The organism is Pedobacter psychrotolerans, from assembly GCF_004340665.1.
Lineage (GTDB): Bacteria > Bacteroidota > Bacteroidia > Sphingobacteriales > Sphingobacteriaceae > Pedobacter > Pedobacter psychrotolerans.
The window spans coordinates 173,666-195,954 of record NZ_SLWO01000005.1 but is presented as its reverse complement, the minus strand read 5'-3'; the positions used below and the strand labels follow the sequence as shown (position 1 = coordinate 195,954).

Annotated in this window: 7 protein-coding genes; 5 read left to right on the top strand and 2 right to left on the bottom strand. The window is 41.0% G+C overall.

What is annotated here, in order from left to right:
- The first annotated feature begins 205 nt into the window (after positions 1–205).
- The 4 genes from EV200_RS13900 to EV200_RS13885 all read left to right on the top strand — a co-directional run bounded on the left by EV200_RS13900 (position 206) and on the right by EV200_RS13885 (position 19,705).
- Positions 206–13,726, top strand: coding sequence for an Ig-like domain-containing protein (locus EV200_RS13900; RefSeq protein ID WP_132533620.1), 13,521 nt, complete (start codon positions 206–208; stop codon positions 13,724–13,726).
- 41 nt (positions 13,727–13,767) lie between these two features.
- On the top strand, positions 13,768–14,769 hold the full coding sequence (locus tag EV200_RS13895) for a PorP/SprF family type IX secretion system membrane protein (RefSeq protein WP_229676839.1): 1,002 nt from the start codon (positions 13,768–13,770) through the stop codon (positions 14,767–14,769).
- 11 nt (positions 14,770–14,780) lie between these two features.
- Positions 14,781–16,781 carry an OmpA family protein gene (locus tag EV200_RS13890; RefSeq protein ID WP_229676838.1) on the top strand — a complete coding sequence of 667 codons (2,001 nt, stop codon included), beginning with the start codon at positions 14,781–14,783 and terminating at the stop codon, positions 16,779–16,781.
- A 119-nt stretch (positions 16,782–16,900) separates the two neighbouring features.
- The gene (locus EV200_RS13885) at positions 16,901–19,705 is read left to right on the top strand and encodes a lantibiotic dehydratase (RefSeq protein WP_132533616.1); all 2,805 of its coding nucleotides are present in this window, start codon (positions 16,901–16,903) and stop codon (positions 19,703–19,705) included.
- Here EV200_RS13885 and EV200_RS13880 read toward each other — a convergent pair.
- Positions 19,689–20,804: a sensor histidine kinase gene (locus EV200_RS13880; protein ID WP_132533614.1), complete on the bottom strand. Its 1,116-nt coding sequence runs from the start codon at positions 20,802–20,804 to the stop codon at positions 19,689–19,691. The genes EV200_RS13885 and EV200_RS13880 overlap by 17 nt on opposite strands.
- Before the next feature lie 140 nt (positions 20,805–20,944).
- Between EV200_RS13880 and EV200_RS21785 the strand changes: the two genes are divergently transcribed.
- Positions 20,945–21,085 carry a hypothetical protein gene (locus EV200_RS21785; protein ID WP_165877933.1) on the top strand — a complete coding sequence of 47 codons (141 nt, stop codon included), beginning with the start codon at positions 20,945–20,947 and terminating at the stop codon, positions 21,083–21,085.
- Between the two features lie 152 nt (positions 21,086–21,237).
- Here EV200_RS21785 and EV200_RS13875 read toward each other — a convergent pair whose 3' ends face one another.
- A complete protein-coding gene (locus EV200_RS13875) occupies positions 21,238–21,981 on the bottom strand; it encodes a LytR/AlgR family response regulator transcription factor (RefSeq protein WP_132533612.1) in 744 nt (247 codons plus the stop codon).
- Positions 21,982–22,289: the final 308 nt, after the last annotated feature.

Here is a 22,289-nt window from a genome sequence, read left to right as displayed (position 1 = left end):
ACGCTAATGTCATCAAATTTTAACAATAGCAGAAATGATTTGAGTAACAAATGCAGCTATGAATGAAATGAATGGAAAACCCCAGGCAAGTAATGAATAGGAATGGATAAGACAGATTATAGTCCGGAATGTAGATTTGTTACTAGGTACTTCTAAAAATAATGGTACTGAAGTATTTCAATTGTCACCCTAAATAACGCCTGAAATGATAAAAACCTTTACCACTATATCTTTAACAGGGATAAACCGCGTTTTGTTTAAAATTTTAGTTATCGTTTTAATAACGCTCTTATATTCAGAATCGTATGCACAAACAAAAATTTATGCAAATTCGGTAACGGCATCAGGCAATGCCACCAGCCTTACAGGTTGTGGTACATTGGGTTTAGGTGCATGTTCAGTTACTACGATAGATAATGCTACAAATGCCATTACCAATGATGAAAATACTTTTGCAACTGTAAAGTCGTCGGGAGGTATTGCTTTAAATATTTTAGCGTACAGTGGTGAACTTGAATTAAAGTTTCCATCTAATATTCCGGCGAATACGACTACTTACATCAGAATAGATTCTGATCCTGATTTATTAAATGCGCTTGTAGGGGGTAATTTAGGTGGCTTGCTGGCTAACGTTTTAGGGAACGTAGTTTTAGGAAATCACAGTTTTTATATCGCAGCTAAAAATGCCTCTGGTACTATCGTTACAGATGGGGCCAGTAGCGGGCAGTTTACCAATAATAACCTTCGTTTGGTTAAAGATGGTTTAGGTCGGTTTTATGTGGCCATTACGCCGAACCAAATTTATGATCGGGTATTTATCCGCGACATTACCAATGCAGCCTTAATTGGTGCAAATAATAACACTAAAGTATATTATGCATTCTACACTTCTGGAACAGATCCTTGTGCACAAGCCTTTACCACGAGTTTCGAAGGAACAGGGATTAGCCTGGATGCTTTGCGCTTAGGAAATTCAGGTGTGATTAATAGTGAAAGGGCAATAGATGCAGATCAAAATAACTTTTCTCAGATCAGCCTTGGTGTTGCCGCGGTAGGTGGAACAGCCAGTCAGATTTTTTATTTTACCACTTCTTCCAATGCTACCGATGATTTTAATTTAAGGTTTAAAGCTTCTCCTGCACTTTTAACACTGGGTCTCTTAAATAACATCAGGGTTACGGCTTACAATGGAATTGATGAAGTTTTTACACAAACACTAGATCCTGCGTTACTAAACCTCGAGTTACTTACGCTACTCAATAACGGATCAATTGTTTCGATTCCATTCTCACCCGGGAGATCTTTCGATCGGGTAAAAGTTACGCTCTCATCACTTGTAAATGCAAATTTAACGCAGACGATTGATGTTCATGGATTAACACGATCTGCAGGAAGACCCACCTTTACGGCTCCTGCAAGTAATGCAATAGCTGCCTGTTACAATGCTCCGGTAGTTTTAACTGCTACAACCGCCAATACAAATGAATTAATTTGGTATGATGCTTTGCAAGGGGGTACACCATTGGCAACAGTTCCTTATAATGGTGGCTTTACCACACCTGCTTTAACTGCCAATAAAACTTATTATGTAGCAGCAAGACGTTTAAATTGTACTGATGAATCGGTTCGGGTACCTGTGGTGATCACTGTAGATCCACAAATCACATTTGCAGGGGCTACCTTAGTAAATGCAACCAGCCAGTTTGCTTACAATCAGCAAATTACTGCAGCAACTGGTGGTACGCCTGGTTTTAGCTATACTTTAGCCTCTGGCAGTACTTTGCCAACTGGTTTATCGCTTTCTACCAATGGAACCATCAGTGGTACACCAACGGTACCCAATGTATATAACTTTTCTATCGTTGCAACGGATTCAAAAGGTTGTACGGTTACCGCTGCTTACACGCTTACGGTTACCGCTGCCCTAACTTTACAATCAAGAAACTTGCCCGAAGGCATTACTGGTATTGCTTATCCAACTCAAATTATTCCTGCAGCAGCAGGCGGAACCGGCCCTTACACTTATTCGGTTGCAAATCCCCTTCCGTCTGGTTTAACATTCAATCCGGCAACAAGAGAAATCACCGGAACACCTACCACTCCGGGCAATTATACCATTCCGATAACGGTAGCTGATGCCAATGGAAACACCATCACAGCAAATTACACCATTAAAATTACCGATCCGTTTGTGTTGCCTGCTGCAACGCTTGCCATGGGAACCAAAGGAACGGTATATGCGCCACAATTTATTCCATCGGCAACAGGCGGAACAACACCTTATACCTATGTGGCTACAGGTTTGCCTGCAGGTTTAACTTTTAATCCGGTTACCCGGGCAATTACGGGTACACCGACTGTTGATGGTTCTTTTACAGTAGCGGTTACGGCCACTGATGCAGATGGGAAAACGGTAACGACTAATTATGCGCTTACCGTAATTAATCCGCTAATATTGCCATCTGCTGCACTTCCGGATGGAAATGAAAATGTTGCTTATGTAGCGACTACTCTTCCTGCAGCTACAGGAGGTGTTGGACCATACACTTATGTTGCCAGCAACCTTCCTGCCGGATTAAGCTATAATCCAGCAAACAGACAATTAACCGGTACACCTACTCAGGCTGGTAATTATTCCATATCAGTAACTGCAACTGATAGCGAAGGCAGAACAGCAACTAATGCCTATCCGATTAAAGTAATTGGAACGCTTAATTTACCATCATCTACCTTACCAAATGGAATTGTTGGAACCGGATATCCGGCTCAAACCATACCTGCGGTAAACGGTGGAACTGCACCATATACTTATGCTGCGGTAAATCTGCCTTCGGGTTTAACCTTTGATCCATCAACAAGAGTCATTACTGGTACACCAACGGTTGGAGGTACTTTTAATGTTCAGGTTACGGCAACAGATGCGAATAACAATAAGGCCACCACATCTTACAGCATAACGGTAGACGTAAATGCACCGGTTGTGGCATCTACAACGGTTTGCTCCGGTTCGGTTGCTTCCTTAACGGTGAGTAATGTATTGCCGAATGTTTCTTACAGGTTGTATGGCCCGGCAGGAAATACCGTTTTACAAACCAGCGCTGCAGGTACTTTTACCACTCCGGCAGTTACTTCTCAAACCACTTTTTTTGTAGAGGCATTCTCGGGTACTGCGGTGAGTTCCAGAACTGCCGTTACGGTTTCTGTTAATCCACCAGCTACTTTAGCCACTGTAACCACCAGCAACCAGGTGATTAATGCTGGTCAAACCACTACTTTAACAGCGACTGCTGATGCCGGAAATACAATTGCCTGGTATGATGCTGCTACTGGTGGAAATCAGGTTGGTGTTGGTGCCTCATTTACCACACCAGCTCTACAAACCAGCACCAGCTATTATGTACAAACCACAAGTGCTGCAGGTTGTATCAGTGCGACGCGGGTTCCAGTTCTAGTTACTGTAATCGCTGGTGGAGGTAATACTGCATGTAATGCTGCGAGCAGTCAGAATACAGGTATAAATGGTATTTGTTTATTATGTTCGGTTAATGGTGCGGGTAACTCCACTGATGCCGATGTGAATAATTTTACCAGAATTTCACTGGCTGTTGGTGTGGGCGCTACAGGCTATCAACAATTAATTTTCCCTGCTGCAGGTGCGGCAACGGATAGTATCCGTTTAGACCTTGCCTTGCCTGGAGGTCTCGCAGATGTAAGCCTTCTTAATAATATTACGGTAAGTATATTAAACGGAACCACCGTTGTCAGAACTGTCCAAATTAATGGAAACGTATTAAATCTCACTCTATTAGGTGGAAACAGATTTGCCGCTACTGTATTGGCAGGTGGTGTTTATGATCGGGTTCAGGTGAGCTTTGGCGCATTGGTATCTGCATTAAGTAGCTTAGATATTTATGGCGCTACGGTTATCTATCCAAATCCAACCATCACAGCTGGTGCCCAATCAATTTGCGCTGGCGGCACGGCTACTTTAGCGGCCACGGCAAATGAAGGTACAACATTAACCTGGTTTAATGCGCCAACTGGCGGAACACAATTAGGTGCAGGTGAAACTTTCACTACTCCTGCAATTGCCGCAACCACCACTTATTATATTCAGGTTAATCAGGCAAATTGTGCCAATACCACACGCGTTCCGGTTGTGGTAACGGTAAATCCGGCTATTGTTTTTAATGGAACGACACTTACTAATGCAACGATTGCATCGCCATACAGCAAACCACTTCCTATAGCAACTGGTGGAACGCCAGGTTTTACTTATGCACTGGCATCAGGAAGTACGCTTCCTGCCGGATTAACTTTATCTTCAGCTGGTTTAATCAGCGGAACACCAACAGCAACAGGCGCACCTACATTCTCTGTGGTGGTTACCGACACTAAAAATTGTAGTGTAACGGCAACATTCAACTTAACTGTTACGCCGGCCTTATCGCTGGCCGCAGGTACATTGCCAGATGGTGTTACTGGAACAGTTTATGTTCCTCAAACCATTCCAGCCGCAGCAGGAGGAACTGGCCCTTATACTTATACGGCGAACAGTCTTCCTCCGGGATTAATTTTTGATCCGACAACAAGAGAAATTTCTGGTACTCCAACACAAATTGGCAACTATACTATTCCAGTAACAGTAACTGATGCAAATGGAATTACCTTTACAGCTAATTATACACTTAAGGTTACTGATCCATTGGTTTTGCCACCTGCTACTTTAGCCAGTGGAACCAAAGGATCTGTTTATCCTACTCAAAGCATTCCATCGGCAATCGGTGGAACAGCACCATATACTTATTCGGCTACAGGCCTTCCTTTAGGTTTAGCTTTTAACACCACTACCAGAGAAATTACAGGTACACCCGGCGAGTCTGGCACCTTTAGTATTCCGGTTACCGTAACTGATGCGACAGGAAAAACAGCTACTACGAATTACAGTATTTCAATCATGGATCCTTTGGTATTGCCACCGGCTAGCCTGGCTGACGGAAATGAAAATGTGGCTTATCCGGTTCAGAATATTCCAGCCGCTCTTGGTGGGGTAGGACCATACAGTTATGTTGCTACCAATCTTCCTCCGGGCTTATCATTTGATCCGGTAACCAGAAACATTACTGGTACGCCTACTCAGGCAGGTAATTATGTTGTTTCGGTAACCGTTACGGATAGTCAAAACAGAACGGCATCAAATAACTATGGCTTAACAGTAATTGGTGCATTAAACTTACCAACTGCAACCTTGCCAAATGGCGTGGTTGGAGATAGCTATCCGGCGGTAACACTTCCTGCTGTAACCGGTGGCACAGGGCCATACACTTATCTGGCTACTAATCTTCCGGCAGGATTATCATTTAATACCACTACAAGAGAAATTACAGGTACGCCAACTGTAGGCGGAACATTTACCATTTCTTTAATGGCTACCGATGCAAATGGCAATAAAGCAACAACAGGTTATAGCCTGACTGTAACCGTAAAGGCACCAATTGTGGCTGCGGCTACTGTTTGTGCGGGTTCATCAGCCACATTAACAGTTAGTAATATCCAATCGGGTGTAACTTACAACTGGTATGCCGCTACCGGAAATACACCTCTGGCTACCAATAATACTGGTGTATTTGTAACGCCAGCAGTTACTACTCAAACCGTTTTTTATGTAGAGGCTGTATCTGGTACAGCGGTAAGCCCTAGAACGGCGGTAACAGTTTCTGTCAATCCATCAGCAACATTAGCTACGGTAACCACGAACAGCCAGGTGATTAATGCCGGACAGTCTACTACTTTATTGGCAACTGCTGATGCGGGAAATACCATTGCCTGGTTTGATGCGCCAACAGGCGGTACACAGGTAGGTACCGGAACTTCTTTCTTTACACCTGTTCTTAATACCAATACTACCTATTATGTTGAAACCACCAGTCAGGCAGGCTGCGTGAGTGCAAGTCGTGTTCCGGTAACGGTTACTGTAATTCCTGGCGGAACAGGTACTGCCTGTAATGCAGCAAATACCCAAAACAGCGGTATCACTGGTTTATGTCTGTTATGCGGAATAACTGGTGCGGGTAATTCAACAGATAATGATGCGACAAATTTCACCCAGATTACTTTAGGTGCTGGTGTGGCTTCAACAGGGTATCAGCAATTAATTTTCCCAACAGCTGGTTCTGCTACCGATAGCGTAAGATTAGATCTGGCTTTGCCGGGTGGATTGTTGGATCTTCAGTTGCTGAACAATGTAACTGTTAATATCCTGAATGGAACAACAGTAGTTAGAACGGTTCAACTGGGTTCTTCTTTATTAAATCTTCAGTTACTGAGCGGAAGCCGCTTTACCGCAACCTTAGCTGCGGGTGGTACTTTTGATCGTGTAGAAGTTCGAATTGGTGCTCTGGTTTCTGCGGTAACCAGCTTAGATATTTACGGGGCAACAATGGTATATCCTAACCCAACTGTTACCGCTGGTGCGCAAACCATTTGTGCAGGTAGTACTGCTACACTTGCAGCTACCGCAAGTGCTGGTACCACTTTAGCCTGGTATAATGCGCCAACAGGAGGTACCCAACTGGCAACTGGTGGAACTTTTACCACGCCGGCCTTAACCGCAACCAATACTTATTATATACAGGTATCAAAAGGTAATTGCCCTAATACCTTACGCATTCCGGTAACGATAACTGTAACACCTGCGCTGGCTACGCCAGTGGTGGCAACAGTGGCTACTTATTGTGCGGGTACTCCTGCCACTTTATCGGTTACCAATCCAGTTAATGGGATTACTTATAACTGGTATGATGCGCTAACTGGCGGAAACTTATTGTTTACCGGGGCAGTGGTTACCACACCAGCATTGAATTCAAATACTACTTATTATGTAGAAGCTGCCGAAGGAAGTTGCGTGAGCGCTAGCCGGGCAACTGTAGCCGTAACTGTAAATCCACGTCCGGCGTTGCCTGTCGTTACTGCAAGTGCATCAACCGTTGCGCCTGGACAAACCGTTATTTTAACGGCAACTTCTACAGACCCTGCTGTTACCTTTAATTGGTACAATTCGGCAAATGCGACTACGCCAATTTATACAGGTGCTACTTATGTAACACCACCCTTAACTACTACAACCAGTTATTTTGTAGAAACTGTATCGGCTAACGGATGTACCTCAGCCAGCAGGATTCAGGTAACCATTAATGTGAATGGTAACAATACGCCAAACGTTGTTCCTTGTGAGGCCGCAGTTGCACAAACCAATGGCGTTACTGGGGTAGCATTGCTGGCAGGCGTATTTAATCCAGCATTGGCAATTGATAATGATACACAAACCGCTTCTTCGTTAGTGTTACCTGTGGGGGCATTAGGTGCTTCGGTTTACCAGAGAGCAAGCTTTGGCGCCGTTTCAAATGCAGGCGATACGGTTCGGGTACTGGTTTCTTCACCAGGAAGGCTGCTTTCACTCAGCTTATTGGGGAATGCACAAATCACCAGTTACCTTGGAACCAATAGTAACGGCGATTCAAGATTTTTAAATAACAACCTTTTAAATGTTCAGTTATTAAATGGCGATACACAAGCACTGGTTACCTTCGTGCCTGCTACAAGCTTTGATGCAGTAGAAGTGCGGTTAAATGGCGGCGCTTTGGGTGTGCTTACATCAATTAACTTTAATTATGCCCAACGCATTTTAGTGGCCCCGGCGGTGGTTTCACCAAATGTAACTGCATGTGTGGGTCAGACCACGCAGCTGGTGGTTAACAATCCATCTTCAAGCTTAACTTACAGGTGGTACGATGCTGCTGGAACATATTTAACTGGTAAAGACGGAATTATTTTTACTACTCCGGTGTTAACTGGTGATACCCGGTTTTTCGTAGCTGCGGTATCGGCATCCGGCTGTGTAAGCGCTAAAACAGGGGTAAATGTAACGACTAATCCAGCGCCTGTTCAGCCAGAACTATTAAATCCTGATGTGAATACCTGTATCAATACCGGTGTGGTATTGCAGGTGAAAAATCCTGTTGCAGGCACCACTTATAAATGGTATGATGCCGCAAATGTATACCAGGCAGGATTAGATGGTGCAACATTCACCATCGCTAATGTAACCAGCAACACCACTTATACGGTAGAGTCTGTTAATAGTTGTGGTGCTGCATCTGCAAGAGCAACTGCAACCATTGCCATTGGTAATATAGATATTCCGGTAATTACGCCATCTGCCATTACCATTTCTCAAGGTGCTGTTGCTTCACTAAAGGCAACATCCAGTACTGCGGGTGCTACCATTAACTGGTATACCACAGCAAACGGAACTACTCCAATATTTACAGGAGAAAATTATGTAACGGATCCCTTATCAACTACGACCACTTTTTATGTAGAAGCAACTATTCCTGGCGGATGTACTGCCATTGCAAGAGCAGAAGTTGTGGTAACTGTAATTCCGAATGGAACTCCTGTGCCAACACCTTGTGGGGCAGCCACTACCCAAACCAATGGTGTAGCTGGCGGAATTACCATTGGTGCAGGTGTAATTAATCCGCTTCAGGCAATTGATGGCGACATTAATACCGGATCAAGTCTGGTGATCCCGGTTGGATTATTAGGTTCGTCAGTGTTCCAACAATTAGGCTTTCCAGGATTATCAAATGTTGGTGATACCTTGAGGGTAAAAATTACAACTCCAGGTCAATTAATTTCTGTAGGATTACTATCAAACTTAACCTTAACAACTTATCAAGGCACAACGTCGAATAATGATGCCGTCGCCATTTCTAACCCATTAATTAGTCTGAATTTACTGAACGGAGGAAATTCTGCCATACTTACTTTCGTACCAGCCAGTCGTTTTGATGGTGTAGAATTGAGGTTAGGTTCTGGATTACTCGGTGCATTAAATTCTGTGAATTTTGATTATGCGCAAAGAAGTATACTGGCTCCGACGGTAACTTCCACCACGGTTAGTGCGTGTCAGGGCACTTCAGCTACATTAAGTGTACAAAATCCTCAACCAGGAATCATTTATAAATGGTATTTAGCTGGCGTATATCAAAACGGTAAGGATGGAATAACCTTTATAACTGATCCGGCTTTAGCAGCAGGTGTTTACGAATATGCAGTAAGTGCTAATGCAAATGGTTGCGAAACCGTTAAAGTAAAAGTTACAGTAACCATTTTGGCTCCCCCAGCGCCACCAGTACTTTCTTCGACCAATCCGGTAACCACTTGTATCAATTCTTCTGCTACCTTAACTGTTGTTCCTGTAGCGGGCAACACCTATAACTGGTACGATGCTGCGGTAAACGGCAATATGTTGGTCACCAATAACAGCAATTTTGTAACGTCTGCCAGTTTACCTGCCGGAACCTACGATTACTATGTAGAAGCTGTAAATGCAAATGGCTGTAGCAATCCAACCAGAACAAAGGCATCTATAACAGTGCTTCCAGCGGCATTAGCATCTGATATCACAGTTGCAGGAAATACGGGATTATGTGCTTCAGCAAACACTACTTTAACTGCTTCGAGCACATCAGTTCTAAATCCGGTATTTACCTGGTATAGTGATGCTGCTTTAACACAAGTGGTGAGTAATTCGGCCACATTTACCACACCAGCCATTACAGCCACGACCAAATATTATGTAACCGTTAGGGGCGATAATAAATGTGCGAATGCACCAGGAAATGCACAGGAAGTGACTATTACCACTAATCCGGTAGCATCACCATCCGATCTGATTCTGGCAGGACCAACATCCATTTGTGGAGGTTCAACCGTTACCTTATCAGCAAGCAGTACAACCGTTATTAATCCGGTATTTACCTGGTATAGTGATGCCGCTTTACCTACTCCGGTAAATACAACGGCTCAATTTACAACACCTGTATTAACCGCTACCACCACCTTTTATGTAACTGTAAAAGGCGACAACAGGTGCGAAAATACAGCAGCAACGGCTAGGGCAATAACCATAACAGTAAACCCTTTTGCTACCGATGCAGATATTAACCTGAATGGAATTACTTCGATTTGTCAGGGTTCTACCACTCAGCTATCGGCGTCAAGCACTACGGTAACCAATCCGGTTTATACCTGGTATAGTGATGCGGCTCTAACTTCAGTAGCTTATGTTGGTACGTCATTTACCACACCAGTATTAACCAACACAACCAGTTATTATGTAACCGTTCGCGGTGATAATAAATGTGAGAATCCGGCAAATGCTGTAAAAGTGGTTACTGTAACAGTAAAACCATATGCCACGGCTGCAGATATTACGGTAGCCAATACTCAAATCTGTGCTGGCTCTACCACAATGTTGATGGCATCGAGCTTAACGGTAACTCAACCAGTATTTACCTGGTACAACGATGCCTCTTTAACCAGTGTAGCATTTGTAGGGCCGACATTTACGGTGAGTGGTTTAACTACCACTACAACCTATTATGTAACCGTTAAGGGGGCAAATAAATGTGAAAATACTGCAGCTGATGCTAAAGTAGTGGTGGTAACCGTTAATCCGCTGGCAACGACTACCGATATAATTGTAAATGGCAATACGAATGCCTGTGCAGGAGTGGGTACAACCTTAACTGCCAGCTCTCCAACAGTAACCAATCCGGTATTTACCTGGTATAGTGATGCCGCTCTAACCAATATTAATTTTATTGGCAGCGTTTTCACCACTCCAGTTTTAAATGCAACAACCACATATTATGTAACCGTTCGCGGTGATAACAAATGTGAGAATGCTGCAAATACAGGTAAATCGGTAACCATCACCATTACGCCAGTTGCAAGTGCGTCAGATGTTACCGCCAATGATGCAACCATTTGTCAGGGTACATCAGCTTCGTTAGTGGCGAGTACCGCAACGGTTACCAACCCTACATTTACCTGGTATACCGATGCAGCCCTAACTTCTGTAGCTTTCGTCGGTGCAACATTTAATACACCTGTATTAAATGTAACCACTAGATATTACCTTACGATTAAAGGTGATAACAAATGTGAAAGTTCAGCAGCTACTGCCAGGATAATTACGGTAAACGTGAATGAAGCAGCAACAGCAGCTGATATTACCTTATCTGCGCCAGCGGTAATATGCGGTTCAGGAAGCGCAACCATCAACGCCAGTTCAACCACGGTAACCAATCCGGTGTTTACCTGGTACAATGATGCTTCACTAACCAGCGTTGCCTTTGTGGGGCCAATCTTTAATACACCAGTGCTCACTGCAAGTACCACTTATTATGTGACTGTTAAAGGCACTAATAAATGTGAAAATACGGCTGCAAATGCTAAACCAATTACAGTAACCATTAATCCACGAGCGGTACAAGCTGATATTACCGTAAGCGGATCAAGATCAATTTGCGGAAGCGTAGCAACTGTGTTAACCGCAACGAGCGCTACAGTAACCAATCCGGTATTTACCTGGTACAGTGACGCTACCTTAACATCAGTCGTATTTACTGGTAGTGTGTTTACCACTCCGGTATTAACCGCCAATACTACTTATTATGTAACCGTTAGGGGAGATAATAAATGTGAAAACGCATCGGGAAGTGCCTTGGCAGTAGCGCTTACCGTTACGCCAATTGCAGGTGCTGCAGATGTTTCAGCCAATGATGCCACCATATGTGCGGGTTCAGGTGCTACACTCATCGCAACGACCACAACGGTTACCAATCCAACGTTCACCTGGTACACTGATGCGGCCCTAACATCCGTAGCATTTGTTGGAGCAACATTTAATACGCCATCATTAAATGCAACGACAAGGTATTACCTCACAATTAAAGGCGACAACAGATGCGAGAGTTCTGCATCTACAGCCAGAATAGTTACTATAAATGTAAATGAAGCAGCAACAGCTGCGGATATTACCTTATCTGCACCAACGGTAATATGTGGTTCAGGAAGCGCAACCATTAATGCCAGTTCTACCACGGTAACCAATCCGGTATTTACCTGGTACAATGATGCTTCACTCACCAGTGTCGCCTTCGTTGGTCCAATCTTTAATACACCAGCATTAACGGCCAGTACCATTTATTATGTAACAGTTAAGGGTACCAATAAATGCGAAAATTCAGCTGCTAATGCCAAAACCATAACAGTTACCGTAAACCCAAGAGCCGTACAAGCTGATGTTACCGTAAGTGGAAACAGATCAGTTTGCGGAAATGTTGCGGCAACCTTAACAGCTAGTAGTACAACAGTAACTAATCCGGTATTTACCTGGTATAGTGATGTTGCATTAACCTCACCAGTATTTGTGGGCAGCGTATTTACCACACCAGTATTAACGGCCAATACCACTTATTATGTAAGTGTTAAAGGCGATAATAAATGCGAAAATGCTTCGGGTAATGGTTTGGCAATAGCCGTTACTGTAAACAGTGCACCAAATAATCCTGTGGTTGCCAATACGGGAACCAGTATTTGTTCTGGAGAGACCTCGCAATTGGTGATCAGCAATGCGCAAACTGGCGTTACTTACGAATGGTATAGTGCTGCTGTAGGTGGAAACTTATTATTCACAGGCTCAACTTACAGTACCCCAGCTTTAACCACTACTACCGATTATTATGTGATAGCAGTAAATGCCGGAGGCTGTAATAACAATGGGGGCAGAGTGAAAGTTACGGTTACTGTAAATCAAAAACCTGCAGTTCCGGTTGTTAACGCTGCCAATGTGAATGTATGTATTGGAAATGTAGCCATCCTAACGGTAACTAATCCACAAGTTGGTGTAGTCTACAATTGGTATACTTCGGCAACTGGTGGTACAATTGCGGGAACAGGTATTTCGTTTACCACGCCAACCATCACAACCAATGTAACCTACTATGTTGAAGGAGCAAACGGATCTTGTAGTTCAGCATCAAGAACTCCTGTAAGTGTGGTGGCCTTACCTGTGCCTGCTGCGCCAGCTTTAGCAACGGCTGCCAATGGAATAATCTGTGCGGGCAGCAATACCACATTAACTGTGAATAATCCGGTACCGGGAATCATTTACAGATGGTACAATGTAAGTTCTAATGGAAATGTGTTAGGTGAAGGCGTTACGTTTACCACACCGAATATCACTGCGACAACCATCTTTTATGTAGAAAGTATTGCAGTTGGTGGTTGCGCAAGTGCTACGAGAACACCAGTTACGGTAACGGTTCTTCCTGTATTAGCTACACCTTCAGTTGTGGTACAATCTACCACTGCAAATAGTGTAACATTCGCATGGGTAGCCATAAATGGTGCATTGGGTTATGAAATTTCTACTGATAACGGATTAACCTGGCAAGCCACTGCCGGAACGAGTTATCTGGCTACGGGTTTAAGACCAGACCAAAGTGTTACCATTATCGTAAGGGCTAAAGGTCAGTTGGCTTGTCAAACCAGTGCCAATTCAAGTCCGGTAACCGGAAAAGCTGCCAATCCACTTGGAAACCAGATTTATATTCCAAATGCATTCACACCAAATAACGACGGTAAGAATGATACCTTCCTGATTTATGGAACAACCATCGCATCAGCCAGAATGTCGGTATTTACCCAGTGGGGTCAATTAATATATCAGTCTGATAATATGGCTAATGGCTGGGATGGAACATTTAAAGGAATAAATCAACCGATTGGGGTATACGTGTACATGGTGGAAGTTCAGTTTTCTGATGGTACCGACACCATGAAAAAAGGAACAGTAACCTTAATTAGATAATGATGAGCAGGATAAAAAATAAACAGACAAAATTAAATACCATGAAAATACCATCGTTTTTAAGATCATTGATGGCAATGCTAAGCTTGCTACTCTGCACATCCGGGTTATTTGCACAAACTGATCCACACTTTTCGCAATATTATGCATACCCGCTTTGGTTAAATCCTGCGTTAACAGGGGTTATTGATGGTGATTATCGTGCATCAGTGAATTTTAAACAGCAATGGGGTGCTCTAAACAGTTCTTTTTTAACTGGTGGAGCATCCTTTGATCTGGCACCTAAGAAAAACTTTGCATTTGGCGGCACCATCCTCAATCAGCGTGCTGGTGAACTTGATTTTAATTACCTCACCGCCTTGGTATCAGGTTCGTATCGTTTAAGATTTGGCCGTGAAGGTTTGCAAACCATAAATTTTGGTTTGCAGGCAGGTATTATCAACAGAAGTTTCGATTACTCACAAGGTAGATTTGGCAACCAATTCAATCCTATTACCGGTTATGATGGTGGTATGATCAGTGGTGAAACTTTCCAATCGCAATCTACATTGGTGCCCGATGTTAACTTTGGAGTAATGTATTTTGATGGTAACCCAAACCAGAACGTAAACGTTTTTATTGGTGCAAGTGCTGCCCACTTAACCCGGCCAATTGACCGGTTTAGCGGAACTGAATCGAGAATTCCCGTTCGTTTAACCGGGCATGGAGGAGCCAGAATCCGGGCGTCAGATTTTTTAGATCTTGTTCCAAATGCATTGGTGATGTATCAGGGTAATACCAGTGAAGTTTCTGTTGGTGCTTACGCACAGCTTAATGTGAATCAATCTTCCAATATTTTATTTGGCGGCAATTATCGCGTTAAAGATGCTGCAATTGCATTTGTGGGTTTACAACTCAGCAATATGGTATTTGGATTAAGTTATGATGTGAATACCTCCACCTTTAACCGGGCATCCAATAGCAATGGGGGTATAGAACTATCCATTTCTTTAATTGGTCGCAATGGTATTATTGGCCCGAATTTCTTTTGTCCACGCTTATAATTAATCATCAAATGAGAAAAATACTATTGTTTTTGTTATTAGCAGTGGGAGGTTTAGCTAAAGCTCAGTATGTAGTAAATTACAAAAGAGTTGCTGACACCTACTTTGAAAATAGGGATTATTATGCGGCGTCTACCTTTTATAAAAAGGCATTAAGAATTACGGGTGACAGTACTCAGGCCATTCTGCCTTATGGTAAGGAGCGTAAGGGTACATCAGAGGAAAAAGTGATTGAAGATTATGAAGGGGCAATTTATAACCTGGCAGAATCAAGCCGTTTATACCGTGAATTTGCAGAGGCCGAAAAATATTATGCTATTGCCATAACCTTTACCAACACCAGGTACAGAAGGGCACTTTTTTATTATGCAGAAAGCTTAAGGGCGAATAAAAAATTTGATCGGGCCATCACCAACTTTGAATCATTTATCAGCAAAAACCCAAGTAATCCCCTGGTTAAAGATGCTCAAAAAGAAATTGCCTCCTGCAAATTTGCAATGGAAGAAATGCGGTTTCCAAGAATGGTACAGGTAAAAAGAGCACCGGCAAATGTTAATGGTTTAGGTTCAAATTATGCACCGGTTAAAGTAGATCAGAGCTTTTATTTTACCTCCTCAAGGCCCATTAATGTAGCTGGCAAGCGTGATATCGTGAAAACGGAAACCGGCGAGGTGCAGGTATCTACCAAAGCTAACCCATTCCTGAATACGCTCTACACCGCCAAAAATGAACTCACGGCAAATGAAATTCCGGTCAAAATGATGAACCTGAATTTACCAAAGAATATGGAAGTAGCTGCCGCAAGTTTCTCACCTGATGGCAATACGGTATATTTTACCGGGTGGAAAGAAAAATCGCAATACTCCATCTACACTTCAAAAAAAAATGACGATAAATGGGCAGAACCTCAGCCGGTAGGGCTTGAAGTTAATAGTAAGGATTTTAATTCCTTGCAGCCATTTGTAACCAGAGATGGTAAATTTCTGCTCTTCGCATCAGATCGTACCGGCGGATATGGTAAACTGGATCTTTGGTTTTGTGCCATTCGCAGTGATGGATCGCTGGGGCAGCCCGTAAACCTTGGGCCAACCATTAATACCGAAGATGATGAGCGTGCGCCTTATTACAACCCTTTCACCAAGAAATTAATTTTCAGTACCGATGGACGAATCGGTTTAGGCGGCTTAGATTTTTTCGAATCGGAAGGCGATCTGGTTACCTGGTCTGAACCTAAAAATATAGGTTATCCGTTCAATTCCTCAAAAGACGATTTATATTTCACCTCTGCCAATGCCGATGATACGAAAGGATACATCAGTTCAGATCGCGAATCATCCTGCTGTTTAGAGGTATTCGAAATTAAAAAAGAATTCTTTTCCATCAATGGTATATTAACCGATTGTAAAACAAAATTGCCAATGGCAGATGCTACGGTAACCTTTACCAATGCAGAAGGAACACAAAAGGCCGTAACGGGTATCGACGGTAAATATGATTTTAGGGCTGATTCCAAGCGCCCTGTAAAGCTATCTTTCTCTAAGGAGAACTATTTTTCTATTATTAAAAACTATGTTTATGAAGAGTTGGCGAAAGCCGATACCATGATTTATAAAGATTATTGCTTAAGTCCATTTAAAATGGGCATTCCGATTGCCATAGATAATGTTTATTATGAATTTAATAGTGCAGAACTCACCGAGCCCTCTAAAAAAGTACTTGATTATCTGATTCCGATTATGGAAGATAACCCCGATATGGAAATTGAATTGGGTTCACATACCGATAACGTTGGAACGGATGAATATAACCTGGAATTATCCAATAAAAGAGCGCAGTCTTGCGTGGATTATCTGGCCAGTAAAGGTATTGCTTCATCCAGGATGACTTCCAAAGGCTATGGTGAATCAACACCAATTGCGTCAAATGAGATAGGTCGGGGCAAGAGGAAAAAAGATAATCCGGATGGAAGAGCCAAAAACAGAAGGACTGAATTTAAAGTGACAAAAAAGTAAACGCTCATCTATTGCTCCCGCTGATGGCCACTTTCATTTTATGGAAGTGGCTTTTTTAGTTGGGTGTAGATGGCAGTTTTATCATTAATCTTTGTAATTTTCGCTGTCTATACCATTTTATGAAACTTAATCTGCACGCTACACTCATTTTTCGAACACCAATGTTTTCCCACCAAGCCAATTTGCAGGATTGTTGGGGTGATTTGAAAAATGCCATTGCGATTTCATCGGGTGATTTCTATGAAACGATTAAAGACGTTGAGGCGCAGGATTTAGGTAATCTGCCACCGAGAATTTATTTTACAATCTGGAAATATTTTAACCGGGCGAAATATCGCTCTACACCTTACGGAACATTCGCAAGTTTCGGTATTTTGAAAAATGCCATTAAGCAAACTGAGTCTAAGGTGAAGGTTAGCGAAGAACAAATTATACATCGCCTTATCGATTGGCCATATCGCAATCAACTAGAATTTGATTTTGAGCATACCATACAACAAAATGGGTATCTTTTCAGCAACAGTAGTTTTTATGTCACCCTAAATGGGATCAGGTATATTGCCTGTTCAGAAGGTGTTTTTGAGCTTGCCGAAATTGATCATGATGATTTCGTAATGCAAATTCTGAATGCCTGCATGCAGCCAATCCGGCTGAAGGATTTGATTTCAAAACTGCAATGGGAAGATGAGCGTGAGTCAGAATTATTGATGCTTTTAAATGATATGCATGATCTGCAACTCCTTTTTACAGATCAGGATCCGAACATTATCGGTGAAGATTTCTTTAAAAGAACGGGTAAGGAGATTGCAGGAAATACACCAGAATACCTTATCGCAGAACGTAAAGCATATCATGGAGAAATTGACCAAAACCTGCTAAAGGCGATTCCAAATGCACTCGACTTGCTGCGGAAAATAATACCAAAGGAAGAAAAAGCAGCATTAACCACATTCATCCGGCAGTTTAAAAAGAAATTTGAACAGCGTGAAGTTTCGCTTTTAATGGCGCTTGATCCGGAAATAGGCATTGGTTACGATGAGCTGGAGCAAAGTAGCGAAGGATATGACTTTATCATTCAGTTTAACAACAAAAGAAATGATCACAAAGCCAGCAACGATTTTAAGGCGAGGTTAAAAAAAACCTTGTCATTAGAAAATTTTGAACATGGTAAAACGCTTTTCCTCAATAAACTCAATCTGGATTTAAATGAAAAGCCGGTGCCCTTACCCAATTCACTCAGCGTGTTAATGCATATTGCTGATGATCTGGTTATAATTGATCAGATAGGCGGGGTAACGGCAAATGCATTGGCTGGTCGTTTTTCAATGGCTAGTGATGATGTTACGGATTTTTGTGAAGAAATTTCCAATGTAGAAGAAAGTGCCAATCCTGAAGTGTTATTTTTTGACGTGGCATACATGGTTGAAGCCAATGTAGATAATATTAACCGCAGGAAACTGGTTTACAATCACCAACTATCTATCCTGAATTATGACACATCGGCAAGCCCACTTTTGTTAAACGATATTCAGATTTCGGTTAGAAATGATCAGGTGATTCTTCGTTCCAAGTCATTAAACAAACGTTTGATGCCACGCATGGCTTCAGCGTATAATTATACGAGATCGGATCTTGCTGTGTTCAGGTTGCTTTGTGATTTACAGCATCAGGGAATACAAAGCAGTTTATTGCTGCCCCTGGATGGTATCTTTCCAGATCTGGATTATTACCCACGATTACAGTATCAGAATATTGTATTGAACACTCAAAAATGGCGAGTAAATAAGGAAGCTTTTTTCCCTGGTAAAGTACAGTTGTCTGTTGATGCCTGCCGTGAGTTTCTCACAAAAATAGGTATATCTGGATTCTTTAAAACTGGTTTATCAGATCAGACTTTGTGTTTCAATCTATCCAGTAATGAGGATTTAAATGCATTGATGCAGTTTATTCAAAAGCAAAAAAGTATTTACCTTGAAGAGGTGATTTTGCCAAAACAAAATGTGGTGGTAGATGAAGAATCAAAACCCTACCTCACCCAATTTATACTTAGCATTACACATAATGAACGTATTTATAATGGAGCCTCATTAATAAATGTGGATAGCACAGCTCATGTGCAGCAGGTTTTTCTCCCTGGTAAAGAATGGCTATATTTTGAAATATTTTGTCATCAGCAACGTGCCGACGAAATTCTGGTCAGTGTAATTGATCAGTTTTTGCAAGCACATCGTCAGGCAATCAAATCATGGTTTTTTATTCGGTATAATGAAAATGGTAATCATTTAAGGTTTCGGGCCAATCTTTATCATGAAGAAGATGGACAAAAGCTTAATGCTTCATTTGCAGACTATCTATTTCCTTATCTTACCTCTGGCTTAGTGTCTGATTTCTATTCCAGAGCATATAAGCGGGAGATAGAACGATACGGTAGCGATTTAATCGGAGATGTAGAAATGCATTTTAGTGTTGATAGTAATTTTGTGCTATCCGTGCTTCAGTCACAAACAGATTCATTCAGTAAATACAGCTTTTGTGCTGAAATTGTAGCGCAATTACTGCAACGAGAGGTTTTTGAAGGTGAAGAGATCAGGCGGATAATCAAACTTGCATCAGACTCATTTAACCATGAACATCATTTAGAGGCAACAGACTTTAAAAAACTGAATCAGCAATACCAATCTTACAAAAGCCATACGGTTGCACCGTTAGACGAATATCAACTGGAATGTTTTACAGGGCTGGTGCAATCATTAGTAGCGCTGCTGAAAGATATGGAGCCTAACCGAAAAACCAAATTGTTTACTGATTTAATACACATGCATGTGAACCGTCTCTTCAATAAAAATCAAAGGACGCATGAAATGGTGATGTATTATTTTTTGTTAAAAGATTTTCAACGCAGCAAAGCTATCGGGTCATATTAAGCTTAGCCAGTGGGTTGATTACATTGATACATATTTCGGTTACGTATCTGTTTAAGGGATCTGTGTAATGTTTAAAAACATAATCATCCTTATAAAAACTTTTTAAGCGGTTGGCTACATTTTCAAGCCCTACATGATGACTTTCATGCCTGCCTCTAACATCATTTACCATATTGATGGTGCTGATCATTAAGGTATTCAGACTATAGTCTATCTTAATGAGGGCAGGTTGAGTGGAGTGCGACACATTTCCGTGCTTAAAAATATTTTCAACTAATGTGAGCAAAATAAGGGGCGGAAACCTCAGGCCAAATAAATCACCATTTACTTCAAGTGATAAATTAATGCTATTTGCGGTGCGTAGTTTATGTAGATTAATTAAATGTTCTATTTGTTCCACCTCCTCACGTAACGGTACCAGCTCTGAAGCTTCGGGGAGTTTTAACGCATATCGCATCATTTCAGATAAGTTCATAATGGCATCTGCAGCCAATGGTGCCTTTTTGCGGGTATCGTTATAAATAAAATTTAAAGTGTTGAACAAGAAGTGTGGATTAATCTGACTTCGCAGAAAATTATTTTGTGATTGAACCAAATCATTTTCCAGGCTCTGTTTTTCAAGCTGACTGATCAGGTTTTGACGCTCTAATTTTTCAACCTTCTTTTGATCTTCAAATGATTTTAAAATGTATACATATCCGGTTGCAAAACCAATGAAAAGTAAAGATCTGTAAATGCATGAGAGAATAAAACCCCTGTCAAAAATGCTTAAAGTGTCTGAGTCAATTAACTTAAATTGTTCAAAAGCAATTACCAATAATTGAGTAGATAGGATGTAGGTAATCACAACCAAAGTATCCAGTAATAAGACTTTTACAACTTTAACCGAATTATTGTTATTATTTAATATTTTTTTAAAGAAATAAGCTTGCAAATAAAAAGTAAAAATGTTGATAATGTAGACAATAACATAAACCCCCGGCTCACGAAATTTAGATATGAAACCTAAAATAAATACGTCATAAAAAACATAAATACTCCAAATTAATAGGTGAAGTCTGTAGTTTTTATAATATGTTTTGAGATTAAAAGAGGTCATTTTTGGTTTGTTAATCTATTAAAGTATGGATTTTATCTTCTAAAACTAAGGTTTTGTGTAAAAAAGTGGTTGCTCAAAAGTTTACAGTGCACCTTTATATAAATAATAAGAACAATTACTATAAATTAAATAAAGCGATTATGAAACCACAAGGCCATTCTAAAATTACAAAAAAAACTGTTTTTATTTACAAAGCTGTAAAGGTACAAGATAATTTTTCAACTCATCCAACCGGAGATATCAGCCACAGTATTGCCACCAGCTTTATTGTAGCAAACTAGTATTATTAATCAATTTATTCAGTAGGTTATATACTTTAAACGAAGAGGCTATTCAGGTTTTCAAAGCAATTGTTGTAGATAAAGTTTAAAATATTTTTTATCTATTTAATTGAAGTAAAAAACACCTAATAATAAAGTATGTGATCTAGATTTTACTGATTTCTGTTTGATTTGAGTAAACTATTTTGGACGTAAGTAAAGAAAGCTTCTTTATAGCCTTCACCAATCTGAATTACTTCATTATTAACCAGGCGGATGATATTACCATCAACCTTTTTGATTGCAGCTTTGGCCACAATATTTGATTTGTTTACACGGATAAACGGATGTCGTTCTAAAGCTTTGTCTATTTCTTTTAAGGTGAGGTAAGTAGTGTGTGATTCTGCTTTAGTAATGATCTGAATATAATTCTGAAGAGATTTGATGTAAAGTATTTCATCAATGGCAATATTAGAGAAAGCGTATTTATGATCACCTTTGATATAAAGCGCAGCAGCAGCTTGATCTGTTTCTTTTGCAGCCCTGGCATTATTGGATTCTTTTTTTAGAATTCGATCTATGCCTAAAGCAAATTTTGCAAATGAAATTGGTTTAAGCAGGTATTGATCAGATTGTACATCAAAAGCCTGGAGTGCATAGTCAGGGTGTGCAGTGGTAAAGATAAGATACTTCGCCTTTTCCCTGATATTTTTGGCTAATTCAAGTCCGTTAATACCGGGCATGTCAATATCCATAAATAATAAATCTATATCATCATTTAAGCTCAGTTCTGTTAATGCCTGAATAGGACTGGTAAAGGTTTTAAAAATAGTTAAACCAGGCATTTCCGTTATATGATCGGTAATCACCTCAATGGCATGTTGTTCGTCGTCGATAACAACGCATTTTAGATTCATGATAGTTATAATAATATGCTTAAAATGATTTCTATGCAAGTTAAATAAAAATTAGGTTCTATTTAGCTTCCGGTCTTAAAAAAAACATAACATCTGTTTCGTCTAAAGATCTACGGGTTTCGTGTAATAAACTGGTAGGTTCATGTAAAAAAATCTCTCGCTTGATATATTATTCTAATCTTTAAGATGTTTGCCAAAAACAAATAATTAAGATGACTAATCTCTAATGGTTTATCATTTTAATTAACCTAACATCTGCCTGCCCAAATTTGTGTAGCCTGTTGAAAAATATTTTAAGCAGGCCACAC